Origin of the sequence: Gordonia lacunae (assembly GCF_002149015.1) — a bacterium.
Taxonomy (GTDB): domain Bacteria; phylum Actinomycetota; class Actinomycetes; order Mycobacteriales; family Mycobacteriaceae; genus Gordonia; species Gordonia lacunae.
Window position 1 is genome coordinate 141,926 of sequence record NZ_NGFO01000007.1, and the last position, 23,448, is coordinate 165,373.

Genomic DNA, 23,448 nt, shown 5'->3' on the forward strand with positions numbered 1-23,448 from the left:
CGGTAGTGTCGACGACATGAAACTCGACGGCGTAGGAATCTGGAGTTCACCGCTACGGTACGGAGACACCGGGGAGGCCGCCGAAGCCGCGGCCGAGCTTGATGAATTGGGTTACACAGCCCTGTGGATCCCCGATGTGGGTGGTCCGGTCCTCGACTCGGTCGAGAACCTGCTCGGCGCCACTCGCAATGCCGTGGTCGCCACCGGGATCCTCAACATGTGGATGCACGAGCCGCACGACGTCGCGGCCGCGCATGCGCGCCTCAGCGAGCAGTTCGGTGCCCGGTTCCTCCTGGGTCTGGGCATCAGCCACGCACCGCTCATCGATGCCCAGGAAGCCGGCCGCTACAAGAAGCCGCTCGCCACCACCAAGGCGTTCCTCGACGGCCTGGACGACGCTCCGCAACCGGTGCCGACCGATGCTCGGGTGCTGGCCGCACTCGGACCGAAGATGCTCCAGCTGTCGGCCGACCGGACCGCCGGCGCCCATCCCTATCTGGTGACCCCGGACCACACCAGGATCGCCCGCGAAACCCTCGGTGACGGACCGCTCCTCGCGCCGGAGCAGACCGCGATCATCGCCGCCGACCGCGACGAGGCGCGGGCGATCGGAACGAAGTGGCTCAAGGGCTACCTCGCAATGCCCAATTACGCCAACAACCTCCGCCGCCTCGGGTTCTCCGAGGACGATCTGTCGTCGGTGAGCGACCGGTTGTTCGACGCCCTGATCGTCTGGGGCGACGAGACCGCGATCCGAAAGCGCATCGACGAGCATCGCGCGGCCGGCGCCGATCATGTGTGCGTGCAGGTTCTGCAGGCCGATCACCGGGGCTTCCCACGCGAGCAGTGGCGTCGCCTCGCGGCGGCCCTGGGCTGATCGTCGCGCCCTGAGGGGCGAGGAGCGAGAGTTCCGCTCCCCCTGCTCCCTGATCCGAAAGAACCGCAAAGCCCCTGGTCCCGAGCCCGAGAGATCTGCTGGTCCACCGCTCCCTGAGGAGCGCCCGGAGCGCCCGGAGCGTGCGGAGGGCGTGGTCGATCACCGCTCTCTGAGGAGCGCCCGGAGCGTGCGGAGGGCGCGTCACGAAGGGTCTGGCGACGTCATCTCACCAGGACCCTTCGTGACGCTCGCAAGCTCGCTCCTCAGGGAGCGGGTGGTGGCGCTCGCAAGCTCGTTCCTCAGGGAGCGGGTGGTGGCGCTCGCAAGCTCGTTCCTCAGGGAGCGGGTGGTGGCGCTCGCAAGCTCGCTCCTCAGGGAGCGGGGGGCGGGCTTGCCAGCCCGTCAGGGACCAGGGATTGGCTTCTCAGGGCGCGGGCACGGCGGGGTCACGGGATGTCCCGCCGGCGGAAGCCGGCGAATCCGAGTGCGACGAGCACCACCACGACCACCCCCACTCCGGCTAGTCCCCACCAATCGAGCTGGGCCGCAGACACATCCGGCACGTGGTGGAACGGACTGAACCCGAGCGCCCACTCCGGGAGTTTGAAGCTCGGACCGAGGATCGTCAGTACGAACGAGACGATGACGCCGAGCCAGATCGCCGGCCGGACCCGGGGTCGGGCCCCGATGACGGCAACCGCGATGCCGACGACTGCCCAGACCGCGGGGATCGTGGCGATCGACTGGAGGAAGACGTCGCCGAAGCCGAGGCCGAGATCAGCCGTGGCGGCGAAGATGCCGACGACCAGCCCGGCAATGGTCACGAGTACGGCGGGGACGAGGAGGGCGACGCAGGTCGCGGCGCCGAAGTAGCCCGGACGGTTGACGGCGGTCGCGAGGACCGCCTCCGCGCGGTCCTCGAGTTCCTCAGTGCGGATGCGGTTGACGATCTGCACCCCGGCGACGGACGCGATGATCCCCACCAGACCGAGGATCGTCGTGACGAAGGCCGACACCAGGTCCGCCGGGGACGCGGCCCCGGAGGCGAAGATCTGAGCCATCGCCGGATTCGCGGTCAGCAGGCCACGAACCGACCTGGTGAAGTAGCCGAAAATGATGCCGAGTCCGACGAACGCGAGCGCCCATGAGCCGATCGGAGCCCGGTTGAGGCGGATGGCCAAGGCCAGTGGCGAGCCGATGTCACCCCGCGCCGGACCCGGCCGTGCCGGCACGAGCCCCTGACCGAAGTCCCGCGCGCGCTGCAGCGCGAAGGCGGCTGCGCCGACGACGATCACGAAGGTGACCCCGAGTAGCAACGGCCACCAGTGATCTCCGGTTGCCGGTCTGGTCTCCTGCACCCACCCCAGTGGATTGATCCACGTGGTCCACGCCGGCGCATCGACCGAGAACAGGAATCCCCTCAGCACGAACAGGACACCGAGGAGCGACACGGCGATCGTCGTGGCGGCCCGTGCGTCCGAACCCACCTGGGCACTCACCGCCGCGACGGCGCCGAACATCCAGCCCGTGACCGTGAACCCGGCTCCCAGAAGAAACGACGATTCCCAGGCCCCACCGCACAGCGACGTCGTCAGACCCGCCACGACTCCGACGGCGACCGAGCACACGGCGGCCATGACGAGCGCGGTGGCCAGCCGCGCGGCACGGCCGAGCACGCCTGCGGCGAGGAGTTCCGCTTGTCCGGAATCCTCCTGCCCACGAGCCGCTTTCACCACGATGAAGATCGCGCCGAGGGCGGCGATGAACCCGCCCAGCGCGAGGCTGCGCCACACGACGAATCCGTCGACGGTGGACAGGTCGTAGGCGGGTCCGAAGATCAGTCCCAGTGCTGGGTTCGAGCCGATGGTCGCGGCGAAGGCGGCGCGCTCCGCTGCGTCAGGAAACAGCAGTGGGTAGGCGATGACCGACGACACGGTGAGGGCGGTCGGCAGCACGATCCACGGCGCGAAGCTGCGGCCCTCGTGACGCAGGGAGGCCCGCACCAGCGGGGCGGTGCCGATCGTCGACGCCGTCATGGCCTCACCGCTCCCCTGCCGGCTGGTCGGATTTCTCGTACAACGACAGGAAGAGACTCTCCAGCGATGGTGGTTCGACCGTGAGCGAGCGCAGGCCACAGGAGGACAGCACCGACATCACCGGACCGATCCGAGCCGAGTCCACGGTTGCGCTCAGGCGATGTCCGCCGGAACCGGTGTCGTGTACGTCGAGGCCCTGTACGTCGACGTCGTGCAGCTGCGCGAGCAGATCCGGACCCGGAAGTGAGTCCAGCTCGGCGCGAACAGAAGTGCGGGTGTGACCGCGCAGTTCCGCCAACGTCCCGGTCGCGACGACGGCTCCGTCGCGGATGATGCTGAGCCGGTTCGCGAGGGTCTCGGCCTCGGCGAGGATGTGACTCGAGAGCAGCACCGTGGTCCCGCGGGCGGTCGCCTCACCCACGACTTCCTGGAAGACGTTCTCCATCAACGGGTCCAAGCCAGAAGTCGGCTCGTCGAGGATGAGCAACTCGACGTCCGATGCCAGGGCCGCCACGATCGCGACCTTCTGCCGGTTGCCCTTGGAGTACTGCCGTCCGCGTTTGGTGGTGTCGAGCTCGAACCTGGCCACCAGATCGGCGCGCCGCGCGTCATCGAGTCCGCCTCGCATCGAGCCGAGCAGGTCGATCATCTCGCCGCCGGTCATCGTCGGCCACAGCGCGACGTCGCCGGGTACGTACGCCAGCCGACGGTGCAGTTCCACGACATCACGCCAGGGATCGCCGCCCAGGAGCCGTACCTCTCCCCCGTCCGCCCGCAACAAACCCAGCAGGACCCGGATCGTCGTCGACTTGCCGGCGCCGTTGGGTCCGAGGAAGCCGTGGACTTCGCCGCGGGCGACCTCGAGGTCGAGCCCGCGGAGTGCTTCGAACCTGCCGAACGACTTTCGCAGGCCCCGGACATCGATGGCCGGGTCGGAGCGCTGATTCTCGGAACGGTCGATGCTCATGACGTACCTCCGGTTCGACACGACGTGACGATCGTTCCACAGCGAGCGGGACGGCGGGTGTGGTTCGGGCCGGTCCCGGGGGCCGATGGCGCGGAGGAGGTTTGACGGTCGACATCGGCGGGGCACACTGCCGGCATGGCCATCAAGAAGAACGACACAGTGCGCTGGAACACCTCTCAAGGCGAGACCGAGGGGACTGCGGAGGAGAAGCGAACCAAGGAATTCACCTTCGAGGGACAGAAGTTCAAGGCCAGCGAGGATGAGCCGTACTGGATCGTCACGTCGTCGAAGACGGGCTCGAAGGCCGCCCACAAGGAGTCGTCCCTGTCGAAGAAGTAGTCGGCGAACCATTGATCAGCCGATCCCTATGCCTAGAGCTGCTATGCTCCTAGCAGTTCTAGGTATAGGGGTTCTATGTATATCGAGAAAGACCTGGTTGCGGCGTCCGCGACCCCGCTTGTGCTCGGGATTCTCGCCGAGGGTGAGTCCTACGGCTACGCGATCCTGAAGCGCGTGCGGGAGATGTCCGACGGCCGGATGGAGTGGACCGACGGGATGCTCTATCCCTTGCTGCACCGGCTCGAACGCGCCGGTCACGTCGAGGCCTCGTGGGGTCAGGCCGACACCGGACGGCGTCGCAAGCACTACACGATCACCACCGCCGGGTTGGCCGCACTCGCCGAGCGGAGGTCGCAGTGGGAGGTCGTGGCGGACGCGCTCGATCAGGTATGGCGGTCGGTCGCAATGCCGCCGGCCGCGGAGGGTCTGGCGTGAACGCGGACACCGAACTCGAGAACCAGATCGATCGGTGGCGCGGATATGTCCTGCGCCACCAGGCCATCGCCACCACCGATGCCGACGAGATGGAAGATCACCTGCGCGGTCAGATCGCCGATCTCGCCGCCGGCGGCCTCGACGACGACGAAGCGTTCCTGGTGGCCGTCAAGCGAATGGGACGGGTCGATGCGCTGTCGCGCGAGTTCGCCCGGGAGCATTCCGACAGGTTGTGGAAACAGCTGGTCCTGACCGCAGAACCGCCCGACGGCCTGGGCCGGCGGCGTCACGAACTCAGCGTCGTGATCGGTCTCGTCGTCGCAGCGGCGGCGACTGTCCGCATCGCGCTGGAGGTCATGCCCGAGTTGGTTCTCGTCCGCAACGCGACGCTGCTCGTGTTGCCGTTCCTGGCGGTCTATTTCGGCTGGAAGCGTCGGATCTCGCCTCGAACCGCGATCACGGTGGCCGCCGCGTTCGTCGCGACCGGGCTGATCGTCAACATCTACCCCTTCGTCGACGACGGGCCCACACAGGCCATCGTGGCGATCCACGCGCCGATCGTGCTGTGGTTCCTGGTGGGCGTGACGTATGTCGGCGGCCGGTGGCGGTCGGGACCCAGACGCATGGACTTCATTCGCTTCACCGGCGAGTGGGTCGTGTACGCAACGCTTCTCGGACTCGGCGCGGCGGTGCTCACGGGGTTGACCGCCGGCGCCTTCAGTGCGCTCGGCATCACTGTGGACACCGTGATCAGCCAGTGGCTGGCGCCGATCGCCGCAACCGGCATCGTGCTGCTCGCCGCCTGGCTGGTCGAGGCGAAGCAGAGCGTGGTCGAGAACATCGCGCCGGTGCTGACCAAGGTGTTCACGCCGGTCACCGCGGTGATGCTCATCGTGTTGCTGGTCGCGATGGTGACCAGTGGCGACGTCGTGGATGTCGACCGTGAGCTGTTGATCCTGATCGACCTGATCCTCGTCGTCGTTCTCGGCCTGCTGCTGTACGCGATCTCGGCGCGCGATCCGCATCAGCGGCCGGAACTCTTCGATCGGCTGCAGCTGGTGCTGGTGGTCACCGCGCTCGCGGTCGACGCGGTCATGCTGACGATCATGGCCTCGCGGATCGCCGAATTCGGGTTCACCGCCAACAAGACCGTGGCCCTGGGCCTCAACCTCGTTCTGCTGGTCAACTTGTCGTGGGCCGCGTACCTGCTCTTCGGCTTCGTTCGTCGCCGGCGCGGGTTCGACGCGACGGAGCGGTGGCAGACGGACTACCTGCCGGCGTTCGGGCTCTGGGCGCTCGCCGTCGTCATCGCGGTGCCGCCGCTGTTCGACTTCGCCTGACCGGCCGGCGCCGGGAGCGGAGCGAGCGGGCCGAATGGATGCCGGCGCCGGGAGCGGAGCGAGCGGGCCGAATGGATGCCGGCGCCGGGAGCGAAGCGAGCGGGCCGAATTGACCGCTGCCGCGTAGACTCCGCGACCATGGCGATCGTCAACCGAGGGTTCGTGGGACGCCGCGACCGCGACGCGCGGCGGCTCCCGCCCGGGCAGTACACGACCCTCGATTTCCCCGTGCTTTCCTCGGAGCCGACACCCGCGGTCGACGCGGAGGGATGGATGCTGGCCGTGCAGTCGGCCGACCATCGTGCGGCCACCTTCACCTGGGAGCAGTTCCAGGATCTGCCCCACGACGACATCACCACCGACATCCATTGCGTCACACGGTGGTCGAAGTTCGACACTCGGTGGCGCGGCGTCTCGTTCGACACGCTCCTGCACGTGCTGCCATGGGAACCGGCGCCGTTCGTGATGGCGCACTGCCACGGCGGGTACACCGCCAATGTGCCGCTTGCCGATCTCGTCGGCGGCCGCGGCTGGATCGCGGACACCTACGACGGCGAACCGCTCGCTACCGAGCACGGCGGTCCGGCTCGGCTCCTCGTGCCGCACCTGTACTTCTGGAAAAGCGCCAAATGGGTTCGGCGCCTTCGCTTCATGACCGAGGACGCACCCGGTTTCTGGGAGGAGCGCGGATACCACATGTACGGTGACCCCTGGCGCGAGCAGCGCTACTCGTGACGACCTGGCATCTGACGACGGTCACCTCGGTCGTCGACATCACCCCGACCGCACGCACGCTGCGCCTCGCCCTCCCCGAAGAGATCCATGCGCTGCCCGGTCAGCACGTCGACATCCGGCTGACCGCGGAGGACGGCTACTCCACCGCACGCGCCTACTCGCTGTCCGATGTCCGCGAGACGCGGTCGGCCGAGGTCACCGTCGAACGACTCCACGACGGTGAGGTGTCGCCGTACCTCGTCGACGTCGTCGAACCCGGCGATCCGTTGGAGATCAGCGACCCGCACGGGTACTTCTTCACCTGGCCCTCCGGCGACGACCGACCCGTCCAACTCATCGGTGGTGGCTCCGGAATCGCGCCGCTCATGTCGATGATCCGCAGCCGGGAGGTCGAGGCACCGCAGACACCGTTCTCCCTCGTGTACTCGGTTCGCAGCCCCGAACGCGTCTACTACCGCGACGAGTTCCGGCAGTTGATCGAGCATCGCCGGATGGATGTTCATCTGATCCACACCCGGGTCGCGCCCGAGGGCGCGATGCGGCCCGCCGGACGTCTCACCGCCGACGAACTCGCGGCGCTGACCATGGATCCCGCCACCTCCCCCACCGTGTTCATCTGTGGGCCGAACAGGTTCGTCGAGAACTGTGCCCAGTGGATGGTCGAGGCCGGACACGCCCGCACCCGCATCCGAACCGAACGCTTCGGCGAGTGATCCCCGACGCTTCACCGATTCTCCCAAGCAAGTGCTTGATCGACACGTAGCGTAACGGTATGACCTCCGCGTACGACTTCACCGCCACCGGCATCGACGGCACTCCTGTCGAACTCTCGGACTATCAGGGCAGTCCTCTGCTCATCGTGAACACCGCGTCGCAGTGTGGATTCACTCCCCAGTACCGCGGTCTGGAAGCTCTGCACCGGGACTACGCCGACAAGGGGTTGCGCGTGCTCGGCTTTCCCTGCGATCAGTTCGGACACCAGGAGCCGGGTGACGAGGAGGAGATCAAGAACTTCTGTTCACTCACCTACGACGTGACGTTCCCGATGTTCGCGAAAGTCGACGTGAACGGACCCGATGCGCACCCGCTGTTCGCCTGGTTGCGAGACCAGAAGTCCGGCGTGCTGGGTGGGCGCATCAAGTGGAACTTCACCAAGTTCCTGATCGGGCGGGACGGTTCGGTCGTCGCGCGGTATGCGCCGACCACGAAGCCGGAGAAGCTCGCCGGGTCCATCGAAGAACAGTTGTGACGAGATGGGTATCTCTGTGAACACCGACAGCACCGTCAGCCGGACCGGTTCGTTCGTCCGGATCATGATCGCCTACCTGCTGGCCTTCGCAGTCGCTGCCGCCTGGCTGATCTGGGGCCCGGCCACCGCATACCTGTGGCTCGACACCCTCGTCGCCGACCTGCTGGCCACGCTGGTCATCTTCGCGTTCAGCCGGTACTACGGGAACTCCAGCTTCTACGACGCCTATTGGAGCGTTGTACCGCCCGCACTCTTCGTCTACTGGTGGGCGGCCGGGGACGTCGGAATCGACGCGGTGCACTGCTGGGTGATCGCCGTCGTCATCGGCGCCTGGGCGATCCGACTCACCGCGAACTGGGCCATCGGCTGGCCTGGGCTCCAGCACGAAGACTGGCGCTACCCGATGCTGAAGTCCGGTGCCGGGCGCGCCGAACTGCCGGTCGATCTGATGGCCATCCACGTCTTCCCCACCATCCAGGTGTTCCTCGGCATGATCCCGATCTACGTCGCCGTCACCCAGACCGGTGCGGTCGCCTGGCTGACCGCGGTCGCCGCTGTCGTGGGACTGGCCGCCACGACGCTCGAATACGTGGCGGACGGGCAGTTGCGCCGATTCGCCGCGCACCGGACACCGGGCGCTGTGCTCGACACCGGGGTGTGGGCGTGGTCGCGCCACCCGAACTACTTCGGGGAGGTCATGTTCTGGGGGTCGATGGCCCTGTTCGGTCTCGCCGCCTCACCCGGTGACTGGTGGTGGCTGTTCGTGGGCGCGGTCCTCATGCTGGCGATGTTCCTCGGCGCGAGCATCCCCATGATGGAGAAGCGCAGCCTCGAGCGGCGACCCGGCTATCAGGACGTCATCGACCGGGTGCCGCGCTTCGTGCCCCGACCGCCGCGTTCGGCGTCACACCCGCCGGATCAGGTCACTGCGTGAGCCGACGACGTGTCGTCATCGCCGGTCTCGGTGACTCCGGATTGCTGACCGCGATCCACCTCGCTGAGCATGCCGATGTCGTGGGCATCTCGTCGAAGCCGGGACTGGTCAGCGGACAGGAACTCGGTCTTCGGATCAGCCGGCCCGACGCATGGGCGCGGGACTATCGGATCCCGTTCGGGCGCTTCCGCAAACTCGACGACATCCGGACCGTCCACGGCACGCTGACAACCGCCGATCTGGACAACCGCACCGTCACCGTCGTCGACGCCGCCAGCTCCGAGACCATCGAGGGCTACGACGCGCTGGTCATCTCCACCGGGGTGCGGAACGGCTTCTGGCGACAACCCGGGTTCCAGTCCGCGGCCGACATCGACGCCGACTTGCGTTCTGCGCACCAGCGATTCGCCGACGCCGGCGCCGTCGCCGTGATCGGTGGCGGTGCGGCGGCGGTGAGCGCCGCCGCCAATCTGGCCGCCACGTGGCCGGACAAGCGGATCGACCTCTACCACCCCGGCGATCGTGCGCTGCCGCAGCATCATCCGCGGACCTGGGCCACGGTGCGTGCCCGGCTGCAACGGCTCGGGGTCCGTGTCCACGGCGGCCACCGCGCGGTCGTGCCCGACGGATTCAGCTGCGACGAGATCACCCCGGGCCCGGTCAGCTTCTCGACCGGCCAGCAGGCGGTGGAGGCCGATGCCGTGCTGTGGGCCATCGGCCGGGTCGCGCCGAACACGGACTGGCTTCCTCCGGACGTCCTCGACGCGTCGGGCTTCGTCCGTGTGTCGGCCGAACTACGGGTACCCGGCGTCGATTCCGTGTACGCCATCGGCGACGTCGCGGCGACCGACGATCTCCGCAGTTCGGCTCGCAATCGTGCCGATCGCCTGCTGGCACACAACATCCGCGCCGACCTCGGCGGGCGGCCCGACCGGGCGCGGCACTACGCTCCGCCGCGTCGGCGATGGGGTTCGGTGCTCGGCGTGCAGGCCGACGGTTTGCAGGTGTTCGCGCCGAACGGCCGCCCGTTCCGGTTCCCGGCGTGGTCGGTCGACACAATCCTGCAGCCGTGGATTGTCCGGCGCGGTATCTACGGCGGCATCCGGAAGCCGGGGTGACCGTGCGGCTTTTCCCGGCGGGCACCGTGCCGGCCGCGCATAGACTCGGCGCATGAGCAACGAACCGTTCTCGGCGAATCCATCCGGACACACCCCGACGCCGGGCGCGCCGGGACAGACGCCGTCGGGCGCGTACCCGCCGGAAAGCACACCGCCGGCCACCTCGTATCCCGTCGAGACCCCGGGTGCGGTACCGCCGGATGGATCGACGACGACGGACGGGACACCGGTCAGGCCGACTGCGGGCGAACGGGCGAACGCCGTCGTCAAGAAGGTGGTGATCGGGCTCGTCATCGCCGCGCTGCTCGTGGTCACGTACTTCATCCTCGAGGCGTTCCTGCCGCGCTGGTGGGCCGGTCAGATCGGACGACGGGTCGAGGGATCGTTCAGCCGCGGCATCGGCACCGGCCTCGTCCTCGGGATCGTCTGCACCTTCCTACCCGTGCTGTTCTTCACCCTGGCGTTCGTCAATCGCAGTCGGATGAAGAATGTCCCGACGATCATGTTCGCCGTTCTGGGCGTGATCGTCGCGATCCCCAATCTGCTCACGCTCACCGTGGTCGCCGGCGGTGGGAACGGCGCTCACGCCGGTGAACGCATCTTCGACGTCGATGCCCCGGGATTCCGGGCCGCCACGGCCTGGGGAGTCGTCATCGGCATCGTCCTGGCGGTCGGTGTCGGCTACTTCATCTGGCGATACCGACGCCGCGGCCGGCAGCTCCGAGAGATCAAGCATCCCGACACCGAAGGGCGATGAGTAGATGACCGACCAGCGGATCGTCGTGGAGATCGACGATGCGGGTGTCGCCACCGCGACGCTCAACCGGGCCGACAAGCACAACGCACTCGACCCCGCGATGTTCGACGCCCTCATCGACGTGACCGGCACCCTGGCCCAGGACAAACGCGTCCGGGCCGTGGTGGTGCACGGTGCGGGCAAGAGCTTCTGCTCCGGGCTCGACGTGTCGAGTCTGGGGAAGGGCGGCGGCGTGGACTCGCTGCTGGAACGCGAGCCCGGCGTGCTCGGCAACCACGCGCAGCGGGTGTCACTGGACTGGGGCCGGATCCCGGCGCCGGTGATCGCCGCCATCACCGGCAACTGCTTCGGTGGTGGCCTGCAGATCGCGCTGGGCGCCGACATCCGCTATTCGACCCCCGACGCGCGCCTGTCCATCATGGAGGTCAAGTGGGGTCTGGTGCCGGACATGGGCATCACCCAGACGTTGCCGCGACTCGTGTCCGCCGATGTCGCAAAGGAACTGACGTTCACCGGTCGGATCGTCGACGGCAGCGAGGCCCATCGGCTCGGTCTGGTCACTCGTGTCGTGGACGACCCGCTCGCCGCCGCACTCGATCTCGCGCACGAGATCGCGTCGAAGTCACCGCACGCGGTCCGTGCCGCCAAACGTCTCTACGACGAGTCGTGGGCGGGCACCGACCCCGCTGCGGCGCTGATGCTGGAGAGCGAGCTCCAGGTTGCGCTGATGGGATCCCCGAATCAGATGGAGGCGGTCCACGCCGGGATGGCGCGACGCGACGCGCGCTTCGCCGACCCGGAGTGACCTGCCTCCCGGACGCCGGTCAGTTCGACAGGCCGGCGTCCTTGCTGCCGTAGGCCTCCCGCAACCGCGGCTTGACGACCTTGCCACCGGCATTGCGCGGCAGTTCGTCGATGATCACGAGGTCCTTCGGGTGCTTGAAGCGCGCGAGGTTCTCGTTCAGGTACGGTTCGAGCTCGGCCAGGGTGAGATCCTCGACGCCCTCGGCCAGCACCACCACCGCAACCGGCACCTCGCCCCACTTCTCGTGTGCGCGACCGATGATCGCCGCCTCGCTGACACTCGGGTGTCCGTACAGGACGTTCTCGACCTCCGCGCAGTAGATGTTCTCGCCGCCCGAGATGATCATGTCCTTGGCGCGGTCGACGACGAAGAGAAACCCCTCCTCGTCCTGGCGCACCAGGTCGCCCGAGTGGAACCAGCCGCCGCGGAAGGCTTCCGCGGTTGCTTCCGGCTTGTTCCAGTAGCCCTTCATCATGTTGGGACCGCGGTAGACGATCTCGCCGACCTCACCGGGTTTGACGTCGTTCATCAGCGGGTCGACGATGCGCGCGGTGACCGCCGGGACGACCTTGCCGATGGAGCCGAGTTTGCGCAGCGCGTCCTTGCCCTCCAGGATCGTGGTCACCGGTGACATCTCGGTCTGACCGAACGCGGTCATGTTCGCGGCGTCGGGGAAGGACTCGTTCATCGCGTTCAGCACGGTGTCCGACGCGGGCGCCGCACCCCAGCTCATGGTCCGCAGCTTGAGCTTCCGGGGCTTGGCCTTTTGCGCCGCGCACACCGCCTGCCACTGGGCCGGCACCATGAACACCGAGGTGACGCCCTCTCGTTCGAGGGTGTCGAGCATGGTGTCGGGGTCGAATGCGCCGAGCGGATGCAGGACGGCGCGTACACCGCGGTAGAAGATCGGTGCGAAGCCGCCGATCCCGGCGATGTGGAACAGCGGCGGGACGATCGAGGCGACATCGTCGGACTGGCCCGCGGTCGTGGCGATCGTCGTCACCGCCTGCGCCTGGAAGTTCTGGTGGGTGAGCATGGCGCCCTTGGGTTTCCCGGTCGTGCCCGATGTGTACATGATGGCGGCCACGGTGTCCTCGGGAACGTCGACCTCCGGCAGGTCCGACGCGTCCTCGGCGAGGAGGGATTCGAAGTCGAGGTGAGCATCGTTGTCGCTGCCGTCGACGACGATGACGGTGTCGATCTGGCCGGTCGACGCACTGACCGCGTCGGCGATCGGGGCAAGCAGGGTCTCGGTGACGACGACCTTGGCCCCGCTGTCGGTGACCAGGTAGGCGACCTCGGCGGGACTCATCCGGATGTTCACCGGAACCGGGATGGCGCCGATGAGCGTCGCCCCGAGGATCGCCTCGACGTACTCCGTTCGATTGAGCAAGGCCATCAGAACTCGATCACCGAACTGAACACCCCGACGGTGGAGTGCGGCGCCGAAGGCGCGCGAGCGGTCGTCGAGGTCCTTCCAGGTCGTGTGTCGGTCGAGGTAGGTGATCGCGGTCTTGTCCGGGGTCATCATCGCGTGCCGACGAACCTGGTTGTTCCAGTGATTGCGTCGCGAGCGGTACGGCTCGGTGGTCAGGTTGCTGGTGACCTCGGCACTTGCAGTCATGACTGCCTCCCATTCGTCGAGCGGACTCGACCCGTTGTGATCGCCCTCGTCGAGGGTTCGGCACTGTTGTGTCCCGTGTCACACATTAGGTCGTCCGCGTTGCCAGATTCAGGCATTCCCGCCGTTTGCTGGGTACCTCGGGCATTTCAGGGGCAGCATGCGGACTCGTTGTCTCCGCGAGCCGTGGCCGGACGTGTGCGGTCCGGACGAAAACCCGTCGACTGGGCGTCTCTTTCCGTCGACTGGGCGCCGATTCTCGTCGACCGTGCGCCGATTCTCGTTGACTGTGCACCGATCTGTGTCGACTGTGCGTCGATCTCCGTCGTATCAGCGAAGGGAGAAGCGTCCGCCGGTCCGTCGTGATTCCGCGACCTTCCATCCTTCCGATGACAACGGCCCCGGGCTCGCGACGGTCGCTACGCGAACTCACCCGCGCGACGTCGCAGATACTCCCGCGCGCGCTCGTCACTCGTGAGCGCAGCGGCCCGCGCGAAGTGCTCACGCGCCGCGTCGCTCTGGCCGGCTCGCACGAGCAGATCCGCCTTCGCCGCATGGAACGGCGCGAAATCCACGGCATCACTGCCCAACCCGTCGAGAAGTGCGAGTCCGTCGCCGGGAGAACTCGCCCGCCCCAGGATCGCAGCGTGAGCAACCCGCGCACCGAGCGTCGGTGCAACCGCGACGAGCGCAGACGACAGTGCTGACAGTGCGGCCCAGTCCACGACACCGGTTCGAGCCCGGTCCGCGTGGACGGACTGCATCGCCGCTTCGAGCTGGAAGCGGCCGTGTGGTCGACCGAACGATGAGGCTCGCCGAAGCATCGCCTCCCCGTCCCGGATGAGCGCCGCATCCCAGGTGGCGGGATCCTGCTCCGCCAGCGGAACAAAGGGGCCGTCGCGGCCGGACGCCCGCGACAACGACAGGGCGATCAGCGCGGCCAGACCCCAGGCCTCCGGCTCGTCGAGCAGCGAGGCGAGCGTGACGGCCAGGTGGAGCGACTCCCCCGCCATCGACTCGACGAGGTCGGGGTCGGCGCCATCCGCGTCGCTCCACGCGATGGCGAAGCAGCCGTAGACGGCCTCCAGGACGGCGGGCAGGCGTTCCGGCATGGCGGCACGATCGGGAACGACGAACGGTATCCGCGCCGCGCGGATACGACGCTTCGCTCGTACCAGACGCTGCGACATCGTCGCGGGCGCGACCACGAATGCCGCTGCGATCTCCGCCGCCTCGAAGCCGAGTACCGCCTGCATCATCAGCGGGGTGCGGGCGGCTGCGTCGATGGCGGGGTGAGCACAGGTGAACAGCAACTCCAGCCGCTTGTCGGGGATGGCATCGGGGTCCACATCGTCGAAGGTGGTCACAGCGTGTGCTCCAGGAGACGGCGTGCTGTCGAGGGGCGTCGACGTGCGGTGTGCCGCCGACTTCCAGACGTCGCGCTGCTGGTTACGCGCAACGGTGAGCAACCATCCCTCCGGGTTCGCCGGCACCCCCTCGGACGACCACGTGACCAGTGCCCGTTCCAAGGCGGTGGCCAGTGCGTCCTCGGCGAGAGTCAGATCCCCCGACGCTGCGGCGAGAAGCGCCACCAACCGCCAATACGACTCGCGGGCTGCGTGTTCGGCGGTGGTGTGCGCGTCTCGTCGGGTCATGCGTTGGGCGTCCAGGCGCCGTCGACGGTGTAGGTCGCGCCGGGCCTGATCTCGACCACTCCCCACTCGATCGGCGGTGCCTGACGACCCACTCGATGGCGGCGTCGAGGTCGTCGACGTCGATGACGACGGTCCCGCCGAGCTGTTCCTTGGTGTCGGCGAACGGACCGTCTTGGACCACCAGCCGACCGTCGACCTTGCGCAGCGTCGTCGTCACATCCGAGTGCTGCAGGACCTCTGCGCTCACGAGCACGCCGGCGTCCTGGAGCGCGGTGGTGTAGGCGGCGAACGCCGCTTGCCCCTGTGCGATGGCCTCGTCACCGAGGGTCGACGCGTCCATCTCCGGGTAGTGCAGCAGCAGCGAGTAATGCATGATCTGGCCTCTCGTCCAGCGGGCCGCTCGTCGGTCCGTGTGCAGTGATGACGAGCATGCCGAGCGCCGTTCGACACATTCGGCACATCGTTTTTCGATTACCGCTGCCCCATATCCGAAACAAGCGCATAACCCCTGCTCCCCGAGGTGCGAGGAGCGCAAGCGACGAGCCACGAAGGGCCCGGCGAGACACGTTGCCACACCCTTCGTGGCTCGCTTCGCTCGCACCTCAGGGAGCATTCTTTTGGGACGTTCACGAGGGTTTTCTTCATTCGTCCACGACGGCCAGGCCGCAGATACTGAGGAGGCCCGGAGCGTGCGGAGGGTCGTGTGCCCCCGGGTCCCTGAGGAGGCCCGGAGCTTGCGGAGGGCCGTCACGAAGGGTCGTCACGATCGGCCGCCGAGGCGGTCGGCGCGGACCGCCGCGTCGGGCCACATCGCCGGACACGGCAGGCCGGGTGCGGTGGCGACTTCGAAGTGCCACCACTCGTTGGCGAACGTCCGGCACAGGCCCCAGCGGTTCCCGGTGCGTTCGAGCCAGGCGGCACCTTCTCGGGGGCCGACGTCGATGGCCTGGCCGCGTACATGCGGCGATTGCTCTGCCGGCAGGACCCAGCGCCGGGCGGCTTGCGGGCTGCCGTAGGTCGCGATCGCGTCTCGCCATAGCCGGCGCTGCTCGGCGTCTGTTCGCTTTCCGGATGTGATCCACAACGGAACCCCCTGCGCGCGAGCGGTGTTCGACGCCTGCTGGTACGCCGTCGCCAGAACAGGATCGAGGCCGGCGGTCGGCGGTGCGGCATCAGCCGGCGGGGCACCGAGTCCTGAGATCAGCAGTGCGCCGAAGACAGCGATGCAGATGCCGACGACTCGGTGCGCAATGACGTCCATGAACCTCATGACCGCAGTAAACCGTACGACCGACGCCTCTCGCATCGGACCGTCGGAGCCACTACCGTTTTATGTGGGTGGGCCGCGTGCGAGCCTGTGGAGGGTCGGAACAATGAAAAAGCGTCTGGTGGTCTGTTGCGACGGCACATGGAAGTCGTCGAAGGATCCGCGAATTTCGAATGTCGAGAAGATCGCCCGAGCCGTCACCACCGACGCCGACGACGGCGCGGTGCAACTGGTCCACTACGTGAACGGCGTGGGGACCGGCTCCGGCTGGTCGGACCGCCTCATCGGCGGGGCGTTCGGGCGAGGACTCGACGCCAACCTGATCGACGCATACCGTTTCCTCGCCCTGAACCATGAGCCCGGTGATGAGATCTTCGTCTTCGGATTCAGCCGCGGCGCATACACCGCGCGGAGTCTCGCCGGAATGATCTGGCACATCGGCCTGGTCACGCCGCTCGAGCTGGCCCGCCATCCGATGGAGAACCTGTTCGAGACGGTCCTGCGGTGTTACCGGATGAAGCCGACGGACCGGCCGGCGCACACTCCGGGTACCCAGGTTCCGGTCAAGTTCATCGGGGTCTTCGACACCGTCGGTGCGCTGGGAGTCCCCGGCATCACCCGCGTCAAGCACAAGTTCCACGATGTGACGCTCGGCAAGAACGTCTCGATCGCTCGGCAGGCTCTTGCCATCGACGAACGGCGCCTCACGTTCGACCCCTGCGTGTGGGAGGTCAAGAAAGAGGACGAAGGCAAGATCGATGTCAAGCAGGTGTGGTTCGAGGGCGTTCACTCCGACATCGGCGGTGGTCTGGCGATCGCCGAACCCTCGGAGCTGAGTCTCTCCTGGATGGTGCGCGAGGCGGCGCTCGCCGGCTTGCAGTTCTCGTACGACCGCTTCACCCCGATCCGCTACCCCATCGACCTGTCGGACCGGAAGTACGCCACGAACAAGTCGATGAACGCCGCGTACGGCATCGTCAATGCCTTCAAGATCGCGTTCGGATCGCTCCGTGTGCGCGGCACGACCGTTCGTCACCGCGGGCAGTCGCGACGGCTCGAGGTGGAGAACGACAAGGCGACCCCGTTACTCATCGCCGCGCCCGCTCTGAGCCGGTGGAGCGACGACGTCGGGTCTCGAAAGGCGAGGGCGAAGAACATCGGCGAGTGGACAACACTCGTCGACCGGTCGACGGTGAAACTGCCGAACCGCGTGATCGAAATCCCTCCGCTCGAAGCGCCGGTCACCGCTCCGTCGCCGCTCACGACCCGGCAGTGATCACTGCGACGCAGCGTCTTTCACCGCTGCGATCTGGATCAGGTTGCCACACGTGTCGTCGAACACCGCGACCACGGCGGTGCCGACGTCGGTGGGCTCTTGCGTGAACTCAACGCCGAGTCCGCGCAACCGCTCGTACTCCGCCTGGACGTCGTCGACACCGAACTGCGCCAACGGGATCCCGTCTTCGATGAGCGCGTCCCGGTAGGGCTTGACCGCGGGATGCCCGGCCGGTTCGAGGAGCAACTCGGTTCCCTCCGGCTCCTCCGGCGAGACGACGGTGAGCCACCACGTGTTCTCCCCCAGCGGGATGTCGTGTCCCGTGACGAAACCGAGTGTCTCCGTGTAGAACTGATGCGCCTTGCGCTGGTCGTCGACGAAGACGGACATCATGTTGAGCTTCATGGCGGGCCCTTCCGTGGATGAAGCCACCGTTCGGTGATCTCGCCGAGCGGTGCGGGGTCGAAGTAGTGGAATTTGGAGCGTCCACGCTTGTCGGTGTGGACGAGGCCGGCCGACTCCAGGACACCCAGATGCTGCGAGATCGCCTGTCGGCTCAGGTTCAACCCACGCCGAGACGTGAGACGACCGCAGATCTCGAACAACGTCTGACCGTCCCGCTCGACCAGCTCGTCGAGGATTGCCCGCCTCGTCGAGTCATCGAGCGCATGGAACACATCGGCCACACCTGACAATAGGCAAGTGACCACTTGCATGTCAACGGCTGCCGCCGCGCTCGCCATTGCTCCCCGAGCCGGAAGAGTGACCCCCACCGCTCCCTGCGGTGTCCACCCCTTGCTCCCTGAGGTGCGAGGAGCGCGAGCGACGAGCCTCGAAGGGCTGGTGAGGCGCCTCGCGATGCCCTTCGAGGTTCGTCGCTATCGCTCCTCACACCTCAGTATCTGCGGCCTGACGGCCGTCATGGACCACGAAAGAACTGCATCGCTGCGGCCCCACTCCTGCTCCCTGAGGTGCGAGCGAAGCGAGCCTCGAAGGGCTCCGAAACGCGTCTCACCAGGCCCTTCGTGGCTCGTCGCTTACGCTCCTCGCACCTCAGGGACCAGTGGGTTTGTGGTTCTTTCGGATTAGGGAGCAGAGGGGGTGCGGGGCAGGGGACGGCAGCTCCCCGACGCTAGTGAGCAGCACTCCCGAGATACGCCTCTTCGACCCGTCCGATGTCACCCGCGAGGGTGGCCGCGGAGTCGGTGAGCTCGATCTCGCCATGGACGAGGACGACCGCGCGGTCGGCGGTGTCGAGCGCCAGCCGGACATGCTGTTCGACGAGAACCACCGCGGTGCGATCGTTGTCGGCGACCTCGCGGAGAACGGGAAGGATCGATTCGACGACGATCGGCGCGAGTCCCATGCTCAGTTCGTCGATCAGCAGCACCTTCGGCTGCTGCAACAGCGCGCGTCCGATGGCGAGCATCTGCTGCTCTCCCCCGGACAGCTCACCCGCGGCGACCTTGAGCCGCGCACGGAGAGAAGGGAAGTGGTCGAGCACCCGGTCGACGGCTTCGGTCCGAGCCGCCCCGCGTCGTCGAATGGCCAGTTGGAGGTTTTGCCGCGTGGTCAGCTGCTTGAACAGCGACCGGTCGTCGGGCACCAGGACGAGTCCGGCGCGAACCGCTGCGCGTGCATCACCTGCGCGAACCGCCTGGCCGCCGACGCTGACCTCACCGCCCAGGCTCGGCAGCAGACCGGCGAGCGTCGTGAGCAGTGTTGTCTTTCCGGCCCCGTTCGGTCCGAGCAGTGCGACGATCTCTCCCGCGTCGACGGACAGATCGAGACCGTGGACGCAGGCTTTGCCGCGCGAGTAGCCGGCGTCCAGGCCGCGGCATTCGAGCACAGTCACGGTGTCATCTCCTTGGTCGGCGAATGGGATTCGGAGACAGCACCGTTCAGCGTGGAGGAGTCCTCGGCCTCGTCGGTGCCGGCAACGGCTGACGACGGCGTACCGAGGTAGGCATTGACGACGGCCGGTGAGCGTCGGATCTCGTCCGGGGTGCCCTCGGCGATGACGGAGCCGAGGTCCAAGACGATGACCCGATCACACAGGCTCAGAACCAGATCCATGTCGTGATCGACAAGGACCATCGAGACACCGTGCGACCGCGCGGCGCGCAGTCTCTCCCCCAGCCAGCGACTCTCGGTGCTGTCGAGTCCGGCGGCCGGCTCGTCGAGCAGTGCGACCTCCGGTTGACCGGCGAGCACGCGTGCCACCGCGACGAGCTGCCGCTGCCCCTGCGAGAGATCAGCGGCGACAACGTCGCCGAGTTGACTGATCTCCAGCATTCGCAGGACGTCGCGCACGTTCTCGGCCGTGTCGCCCGGTGCGCGACGCGCGGCGATCGCCAGGTTCTCGGCAACCGACAACTCGCCATAGAGCTCGATGTCCTGGAAAGTTCGGCCGAGCCCAGCGCGGCTGCGTCGATGCGGTGCAAGGCCGTTGAGGGTTGTGCCGCCGAGAGTGACCGTTCCGTCGGCGCTCGCGAAACCACTGATGGCGTCGATGAGCGTCGTCTTACCGGCGCCGTTGGGTCCGATCAGGCCGACGATCTCGCCGGAGCGCAGGTCGAAGCCGACGCGATCGACCGCCGTCACCGCGCCGTAGCGCACGGTGACATCGCGAACCGAGAGGAGGATCTTGCCGCTGGTCGACGACGGTGCGGGAGTCGTCGGTGCGGTCTGGTCGGCGACCTGCGGCGGTACCGGCGCTCGGTGTCGGCCCGGCAGCGGAATTCTGTGCAGATAGCCGATCACGCCATCGGGACTGGTGACCACGGTGAGTACCAGCAGGATTCCGCTGATCAACATGTAATAGTCGCCGAAGGAACCGTACTTGTCGGCGGCGAAGTACATCACCCCGCCGGGCGCGATGATGCCGGCGAGGATCGCTCCCGAGATCGAGGTCACGCCGGCGATGTAGAACACCGCGAAGAGCCCGATGCCGGCGAAGACGGTGTAACTGCCTGCCGTGGCGAGCGTCTGCTGGTACGCCAGCAGCGATCCGCCCAGCCCGGCGAGGAACGACGCGATCGCGAAGGCGATGAGTTTGGTTGCGCCGACGTTGATCCCGGCCGCGGCGGCCGACCGCTCGTTGGCGCGGACGGCCAGCATCGACGCGCCGAGCCCGCTGCGTCGTAGAACTGCGACCCCGTACGCCACCGCAGTCAACACGACGAGGCACAGGACGCCGAACGCGATGCGCGGATACCCCTCGCCTGCACCGATTCCCAGATCGATGCCGAACAGCGACGGGGATTCGACAGGCGCACCCTGCAATCCGCCGTTGAGTGACGGGTTGCGGAACCAGAACGCCTCGCAGAACACGGCGAGCGCAAGGGTCGCGACCATGAGCGGCAGTCCACGGACCCGAAGCGCGGGCAGACCGACGATCACGCCGATGACCATCGCCACGCAGGCCGCGAGCAGCGGGCCGATCGGGAACGGGACGTTCAGGTCCTCGGTGAGTCGACTGAGGGCATAGGCGCCGACACCGGCGAGGGTCAGTTGGGCGAGTGACACCTGGCCCGCGTACCCGGTCACGACCACCTGAGACAGCGCGATGATGGCGTAGATCATCGTCGCGATCACCGCCAGGCGGAGACTGCCGGACGTGGCGACGAGTGCGAGGACAGCGACGACGACACCGACGACCCCGGGAAGTACCAGGTGATTCGGTCGGGGCGACCGGCCGAGGTCGTTGCGGGTGACCGCGCCACGTCCTGGAAGTGGACGCCCACGGATGAGCAGGAAACCGATGATGAGGATGAGCGGGACCGCCTCGGCCACGCCGGCATCGGGCATCCAGTCCCAGGAGGTCTGGAGTTTGGTGGCCTCGGACTGCAGCATGCCGATGACTAGTCCGGCGCCCACCGTGATGGAGATGGCGGTGAAATTGCCGACCAGGGCCGCCGCGAGCGCGGGCACGATGAACATGGTGTAGGCCACCGGGTTCAGCGGGACGATCGGCGCGATGAGGACGCCGCCAAGTCCTGCGGTGGCCGACGAGAGCGCCCAGTTGGCGACCGCGATGCGGTCCGGCGAGAGCCCGGTGACGAGCGCGCCCTTCTCGGATTCGGCGGCGGCCTCCGTCGCCACACCGAAGCGGGTGTAGCGCAGCACGAGTCCCGCACAGATGGCGAGGCCGACGATGACCACGGCGAGCATCAGACGGTCCGTCGGGACGGCGCTGGAGCCGATCGTGAACGTGTCGACCTCGAAGATGGGTCCGACGCTGGGTGCGTTCTCGCCGACCCGGAGCGCGATGAGCGCCTGGATGACGAGCATGAGACCGATCGCGGCGACAGCCTTGGCCAGGGACGGCGCTGCCCGCATCGGGCGGAACACGAGCAAGTACAGGATGACACCGAGGATGGCAGCGACGACCACGGAGATGAGCAGTGCGGCAGCGACTCCGAGGTCAGAACCGAGCGGGATGGTCGACGGGAAGCCGGGTATCGGGTTGAGGAGTTCCCCCTGGCGCAGGAAGGCGTACGTGTAGGCCGCGTACAGCGCCACCGCTCCGGTGGCGAAGTTGACGACACCGGAACTCTTGAACGTCATCACCAGGGCCAGGCCGAGGGCGGCGAACACGGCACCGTTGCCGAGGCCGAGGACCAGGAACGCGAGATGGTCGGTCATGGAACTCCCACTGAGAAGTGCGGGGATCGGGGGTCGCGCGGACGCGACCCCCGATCTGCAGAGGAACTAGTTGTTGGTGACGACGGTGTTCTCGAGCTTGGCGTCGGCGGTCACGTCACTGACCAGGATCGCCTTGCTGCACAGCGACGTCAGCGGCGGGAAGGCCTTGCCGTCGCAGGTGAAGGTGATGCCGGGTGCGGCCGGAAGCGGGACGTTCTTCGCCTGCGACAGTGCGGTGGTGAACGTCTGGGCGCTGACGGTGCCCTCGAGCCCGGTCAGTTCGCCGAGAGCGGTCATGACCTGGTACCCGATGTAGGCGAGGCCCGCCGGGTCGGTGTCAGGCGCGTATTGCGCCATCACGCTGCGGTATTGGGTGACGCTCGGGTCGTCGGAGCTGAGGTTGACGGTGGTGAACGCCTTGGCGCCGGAGACCGCCTCGTTGCCGACGGCGTCCAGGACGGGCTTATCGAGGCAGCTGGCGATCAGGTACTTCGAGGCGTCCGGTGCGACGGTCTGCAGCGTCTTGAGGACCGAGATGCACTGGCGGGTGTCGCCGAGGATGCTGACCGCATCCGGGTTGTCGGCGAGACCGGCGGTGATCTGCGGCGTCAGGTCCGCGGCGCCGACCGGCACGGTGACGACGTTGAGAGCCACGCCGGCACGCTGGAACATCGGATCGCCGAGTGCTTTCACCGACGCGGCCGCGTCACCGGAATCACCGATGATCAGGGTGACCTTCTTGAGTCCGTCCTTGGCCGCGGTCGCGGCCTGTCCCGCGAGGACGGCGACGATCCCGCCGGACAGCATGAACGAGCCAGGGGTCGCCATCTCGGCCTGTGACACCGGAGCTTGGGCGACGAACGGGATCTTGGCGCCGGCGATGATCGGCAGCATGACCGCACCCTGCGCGCCCAGCGGCGAGACAACGACCGAAACCTGCTGCTCCACCATCTGATTCGCGCACTTGGTGGCCGACGCAGGCTCTTCTTGCTGCTTGCACACCACCAGTTCGATCTGGTGACCGCCGATGCCGCCACCGTTGTTGTTCAGGTATTCGACCGCGGCTTCGCTGCCCTCCCGCACCATCGGCGTCGTCACCGCGCCGCCCTCGGGGACGATCAGGCCGACCTTGACCGGGTCGCCCGTGGCCGGATTGCTGGGGAGCTGGCTGGTCTCGCCGGCGGTCGAGCTCTCCGAACTGTCGTCGGCGCAGGCCGTCAGCGCTCCGAGCGCGAGCACCCCGGAACAGCCGATCACCGTCGCGGTCCGAAGCACACGCCTGAGTGCACTGGGTGATTTCATGCGATCCCCTTCGATCGTGATTCGACAAACCGCCGCCCCGCTGTGGAGACGGACGAAATGTCGGATTTGATGACTCGGTGGCGACTGT

At 67.4% G+C, this 23,448-nt stretch carries 22 protein-coding genes and 1 pseudogene; 12 read left to right on the top strand and 11 right to left on the bottom strand.

The window, feature by feature from the left end:
* The first annotated feature begins 16 nt into the window (after positions 1–16).
* Entirely contained in the window at positions 17–877 is an 861-nt protein-coding gene (locus tag CA982_RS08320) for an LLM class F420-dependent oxidoreductase (RefSeq protein WP_086534858.1), read from the top strand.
* A gap of 446 nt (positions 878–1,323) precedes the next feature.
* On the opposite strand, the gene CA982_RS08325 is transcribed toward CA982_RS08320, so the two are convergent.
* Positions 1,324–2,913: an ABC transporter permease gene (locus CA982_RS08325; protein WP_086534859.1), complete on the bottom strand. Its 1,590-nt coding sequence runs from the start codon at positions 2,911–2,913 to the stop codon at positions 1,324–1,326.
* Between the two features lie 4 nt (positions 2,914–2,917).
* Positions 2,918–3,880 (bottom strand): ABC transporter ATP-binding protein, encoded by a 963-nt coding sequence (locus tag CA982_RS08330; protein ID WP_086534860.1) that lies wholly within the window; start codon positions 3,878–3,880, stop codon positions 2,918–2,920.
* 135 nt (positions 3,881–4,015) lie between these two features.
* Between CA982_RS08330 and CA982_RS08335 the strand changes: the two genes are divergently transcribed.
* The 10 genes from CA982_RS08335 to CA982_RS08380 all read left to right on the top strand — a co-directional run bounded on the left by CA982_RS08335 (position 4,016) and on the right by CA982_RS08380 (position 11,592).
* Complete coding sequence (locus CA982_RS08335) at positions 4,016–4,219, top strand: hypervirulence associated TUDOR domain-containing protein (protein ID WP_086534861.1); 204 nt, start codon at positions 4,016–4,018, stop codon at positions 4,217–4,219.
* A 75-nt stretch (positions 4,220–4,294) separates the two neighbouring features.
* Positions 4,295–4,654, top strand: a complete 360-nt coding sequence (locus CA982_RS08340; RefSeq protein WP_086534862.1) for a PadR family transcriptional regulator — start codon at positions 4,295–4,297, stop codon at positions 4,652–4,654.
* The gene (locus CA982_RS08345) at positions 4,651–5,994 is read left to right on the top strand and encodes a permease prefix domain 1-containing protein (protein WP_086534921.1); all 1,344 of its coding nucleotides are present in this window, start codon (positions 4,651–4,653) and stop codon (positions 5,992–5,994) included. The genes CA982_RS08340 and CA982_RS08345 overlap by 4 nt, the downstream gene beginning before the upstream one ends.
* Before the next feature lie 138 nt (positions 5,995–6,132).
* Complete coding sequence (locus CA982_RS08350; RefSeq protein ID WP_086534863.1) at positions 6,133–6,729, top strand: sulfite oxidase-like oxidoreductase; 597 nt, start codon at positions 6,133–6,135, stop codon at positions 6,727–6,729.
* On the top strand, positions 6,726–7,442 hold the full coding sequence (locus CA982_RS08355) for a ferredoxin reductase (RefSeq protein WP_086534864.1): 717 nt from the start codon (positions 6,726–6,728) through the stop codon (positions 7,440–7,442). The genes CA982_RS08350 and CA982_RS08355 overlap by 4 nt, the downstream gene beginning before the upstream one ends.
* Before the next feature lie 59 nt (positions 7,443–7,501).
* Complete coding sequence (locus CA982_RS08360; RefSeq protein WP_086534865.1) at positions 7,502–7,978, top strand: glutathione peroxidase; 477 nt, start codon at positions 7,502–7,504, stop codon at positions 7,976–7,978.
* A gap of 4 nt (positions 7,979–7,982) precedes the next feature.
* Positions 7,983–8,912 (top strand): DUF1295 domain-containing protein, encoded by a 930-nt coding sequence (locus CA982_RS08365; protein WP_086534866.1) that lies wholly within the window; start codon positions 7,983–7,985, stop codon positions 8,910–8,912.
* The gene (locus tag CA982_RS08370) at positions 8,909–10,030 is read left to right on the top strand and encodes an FAD-dependent oxidoreductase (RefSeq protein ID WP_086534867.1); all 1,122 of its coding nucleotides are present in this window, start codon (positions 8,909–8,911) and stop codon (positions 10,028–10,030) included. The genes CA982_RS08365 and CA982_RS08370 overlap by 4 nt, the downstream gene beginning before the upstream one ends.
* A 52-nt stretch (positions 10,031–10,082) precedes the next feature.
* Positions 10,083–10,787: a hypothetical protein gene (locus CA982_RS08375; RefSeq protein WP_086534868.1), complete on the top strand. Its 705-nt coding sequence runs from the start codon at positions 10,083–10,085 to the stop codon at positions 10,785–10,787.
* A gap of 4 nt (positions 10,788–10,791) precedes the next feature.
* On the top strand, positions 10,792–11,592 hold the full coding sequence (locus CA982_RS08380; protein ID WP_086534869.1) for a crotonase/enoyl-CoA hydratase family protein: 801 nt from the start codon (positions 10,792–10,794) through the stop codon (positions 11,590–11,592).
* 19 nt (positions 11,593–11,611) lie between these two features.
* Here the strand turns inward: CA982_RS08380 and fadD5 are convergent, their stop codons facing one another.
* From fadD5 to CA982_RS08400, 4 genes and pseudogenes are all read right to left on the bottom strand, one after another.
* Complete coding sequence (fadD5, locus tag CA982_RS08385) at positions 11,612–13,216, bottom strand: fatty-acid--CoA ligase FadD5 (RefSeq protein WP_086534870.1); 1,605 nt, start codon at positions 13,214–13,216, stop codon at positions 11,612–11,614.
* A gap of 416 nt (positions 13,217–13,632) precedes the next feature.
* Positions 13,633–14,868: an RNA polymerase sigma factor gene (locus tag CA982_RS08390; protein ID WP_086534871.1), complete on the bottom strand. Its 1,236-nt coding sequence runs from the start codon at positions 14,866–14,868 to the stop codon at positions 13,633–13,635.
* Positions 14,865–15,241: pseudogene (locus CA982_RS08395) on the bottom strand (YciI family protein). Before CA982_RS08395 ends, CA982_RS08390 begins: the two are co-directional and overlap by 4 nt.
* Before the next feature lie 387 nt (positions 15,242–15,628).
* On the bottom strand, positions 15,629–16,138 hold the full coding sequence (locus CA982_RS08400; RefSeq protein WP_414964758.1) for a M15 family metallopeptidase: 510 nt from the start codon (positions 16,136–16,138) through the stop codon (positions 15,629–15,631).
* A 103-nt stretch (positions 16,139–16,241) separates the two neighbouring features.
* Here CA982_RS08400 and CA982_RS08405 point away from each other — a divergent pair, with 103 nt between their 5' ends.
* Positions 16,242–17,411 carry a DUF2235 domain-containing protein gene (locus CA982_RS08405; RefSeq protein WP_086534873.1) on the top strand — a complete coding sequence of 390 codons (1,170 nt, stop codon included), beginning with the start codon at positions 16,242–16,244 and terminating at the stop codon, positions 17,409–17,411.
* Here CA982_RS08405 and CA982_RS08410 read toward each other — a convergent pair whose 3' ends face one another.
* The 5 genes from CA982_RS08410 to CA982_RS08430 form a co-directional block, all read right to left on the bottom strand.
* The gene (locus CA982_RS08410; protein WP_086534874.1) at positions 17,412–17,816 is read right to left on the bottom strand and encodes a VOC family protein; all 405 of its coding nucleotides are present in this window, start codon (positions 17,814–17,816) and stop codon (positions 17,412–17,414) included.
* Positions 17,813–18,127, bottom strand: a complete 315-nt coding sequence (locus tag CA982_RS08415) for an ArsR/SmtB family transcription factor (protein ID WP_208617916.1) — start codon at positions 18,125–18,127, stop codon at positions 17,813–17,815. The genes CA982_RS08410 and CA982_RS08415 overlap by 4 nt, the downstream gene beginning before the upstream one ends.
* 416 nt (positions 18,128–18,543) lie before the next feature.
* Entirely contained in the window at positions 18,544–19,266 is a 723-nt protein-coding gene (locus CA982_RS08420) for an ABC transporter ATP-binding protein (protein ID WP_086534875.1), read from the bottom strand.
* Positions 19,263–22,058 (bottom strand): branched-chain amino acid ABC transporter permease/ATP-binding protein, encoded by a 2,796-nt coding sequence (locus CA982_RS08425; RefSeq protein ID WP_086534876.1) that lies wholly within the window; start codon positions 22,056–22,058, stop codon positions 19,263–19,265. Before CA982_RS08425 ends, CA982_RS08420 begins: the two co-directional genes overlap by 4 nt.
* A 66-nt stretch (positions 22,059–22,124) precedes the next feature.
* The gene (locus CA982_RS08430) at positions 22,125–23,360 is read right to left on the bottom strand and encodes an ABC transporter substrate-binding protein (protein ID WP_086534877.1); all 1,236 of its coding nucleotides are present in this window, start codon (positions 23,358–23,360) and stop codon (positions 22,125–22,127) included.
* Between the last annotated feature and the right edge of the window lie 88 nt (positions 23,361–23,448).

Bases quoted from the DNA above. Each gene is read 5' to 3' on its own strand.
- CA982_RS08320 (WP_086534858.1), top strand. From the start codon at position 17: ATGAAACTCGACGGCGTAGGAATCTGGAGTTCACCGCTACGGTACGGA.
- CA982_RS08325 (WP_086534859.1), bottom strand. From the start codon at position 2,913: ATGACGGCGTCGACGATCGGCACCGCCCCGCTGGTGCGGGCCTCCCTG.
- CA982_RS08330 (WP_086534860.1), bottom strand. From the start codon at position 3,880: ATGAGCATCGACCGTTCCGAGAATCAGCGCTCCGACCCGGCCATCGAT.
- CA982_RS08335 (WP_086534861.1), top strand. From the start codon at position 4,016: ATGGCCATCAAGAAGAACGACACAGTGCGCTGGAACACCTCTCAAGGC.
- CA982_RS08340 (WP_086534862.1), top strand. From the start codon at position 4,295: ATGTATATCGAGAAAGACCTGGTTGCGGCGTCCGCGACCCCGCTTGTG.
- CA982_RS08350 (WP_086534863.1), top strand. From the start codon at position 6,133: ATGGCGATCGTCAACCGAGGGTTCGTGGGACGCCGCGACCGCGACGCG.
- CA982_RS08360 (WP_086534865.1), top strand. From the start codon at position 7,502: ATGACCTCCGCGTACGACTTCACCGCCACCGGCATCGACGGCACTCCT.
- CA982_RS08365 (WP_086534866.1), top strand. From the start codon at position 7,983: ATGGGTATCTCTGTGAACACCGACAGCACCGTCAGCCGGACCGGTTCG.
- CA982_RS08375 (WP_086534868.1), top strand. From the start codon at position 10,083: ATGAGCAACGAACCGTTCTCGGCGAATCCATCCGGACACACCCCGACG.
- CA982_RS08380 (WP_086534869.1), top strand. From the start codon at position 10,792: ATGACCGACCAGCGGATCGTCGTGGAGATCGACGATGCGGGTGTCGCC.
- fadD5 (WP_086534870.1), bottom strand. From the start codon at position 13,216: ATGACTGCAAGTGCCGAGGTCACCAGCAACCTGACCACCGAGCCGTAC.
- CA982_RS08390 (WP_086534871.1), bottom strand. From the start codon at position 14,868: ATGACCCGACGAGACGCGCACACCACCGCCGAACACGCAGCCCGCGAG.
- CA982_RS08400 (WP_414964758.1), bottom strand. From the start codon at position 16,138: ATGAGGTTCATGGACGTCATTGCGCACCGAGTCGTCGGCATCTGCATC.
- CA982_RS08405 (WP_086534873.1), top strand. From the start codon at position 16,242: ATGAAAAAGCGTCTGGTGGTCTGTTGCGACGGCACATGGAAGTCGTCG.
- CA982_RS08410 (WP_086534874.1), bottom strand. From the start codon at position 17,816: ATGAAGCTCAACATGATGTCCGTCTTCGTCGACGACCAGCGCAAGGCG.
- CA982_RS08415 (WP_208617916.1), bottom strand. From the start codon at position 18,127: ATGCAAGTGGTCACTTGCCTATTGTCAGGTGTGGCCGATGTGTTCCAT.
- CA982_RS08425 (WP_086534876.1), bottom strand. From the start codon at position 22,058: ATGACCGACCATCTCGCGTTCCTGGTCCTCGGCCTCGGCAACGGTGCC.
- CA982_RS08430 (WP_086534877.1), bottom strand. From the start codon at position 23,360: ATGAAATCACCCAGTGCACTCAGGCGTGTGCTTCGGACCGCGACGGTG.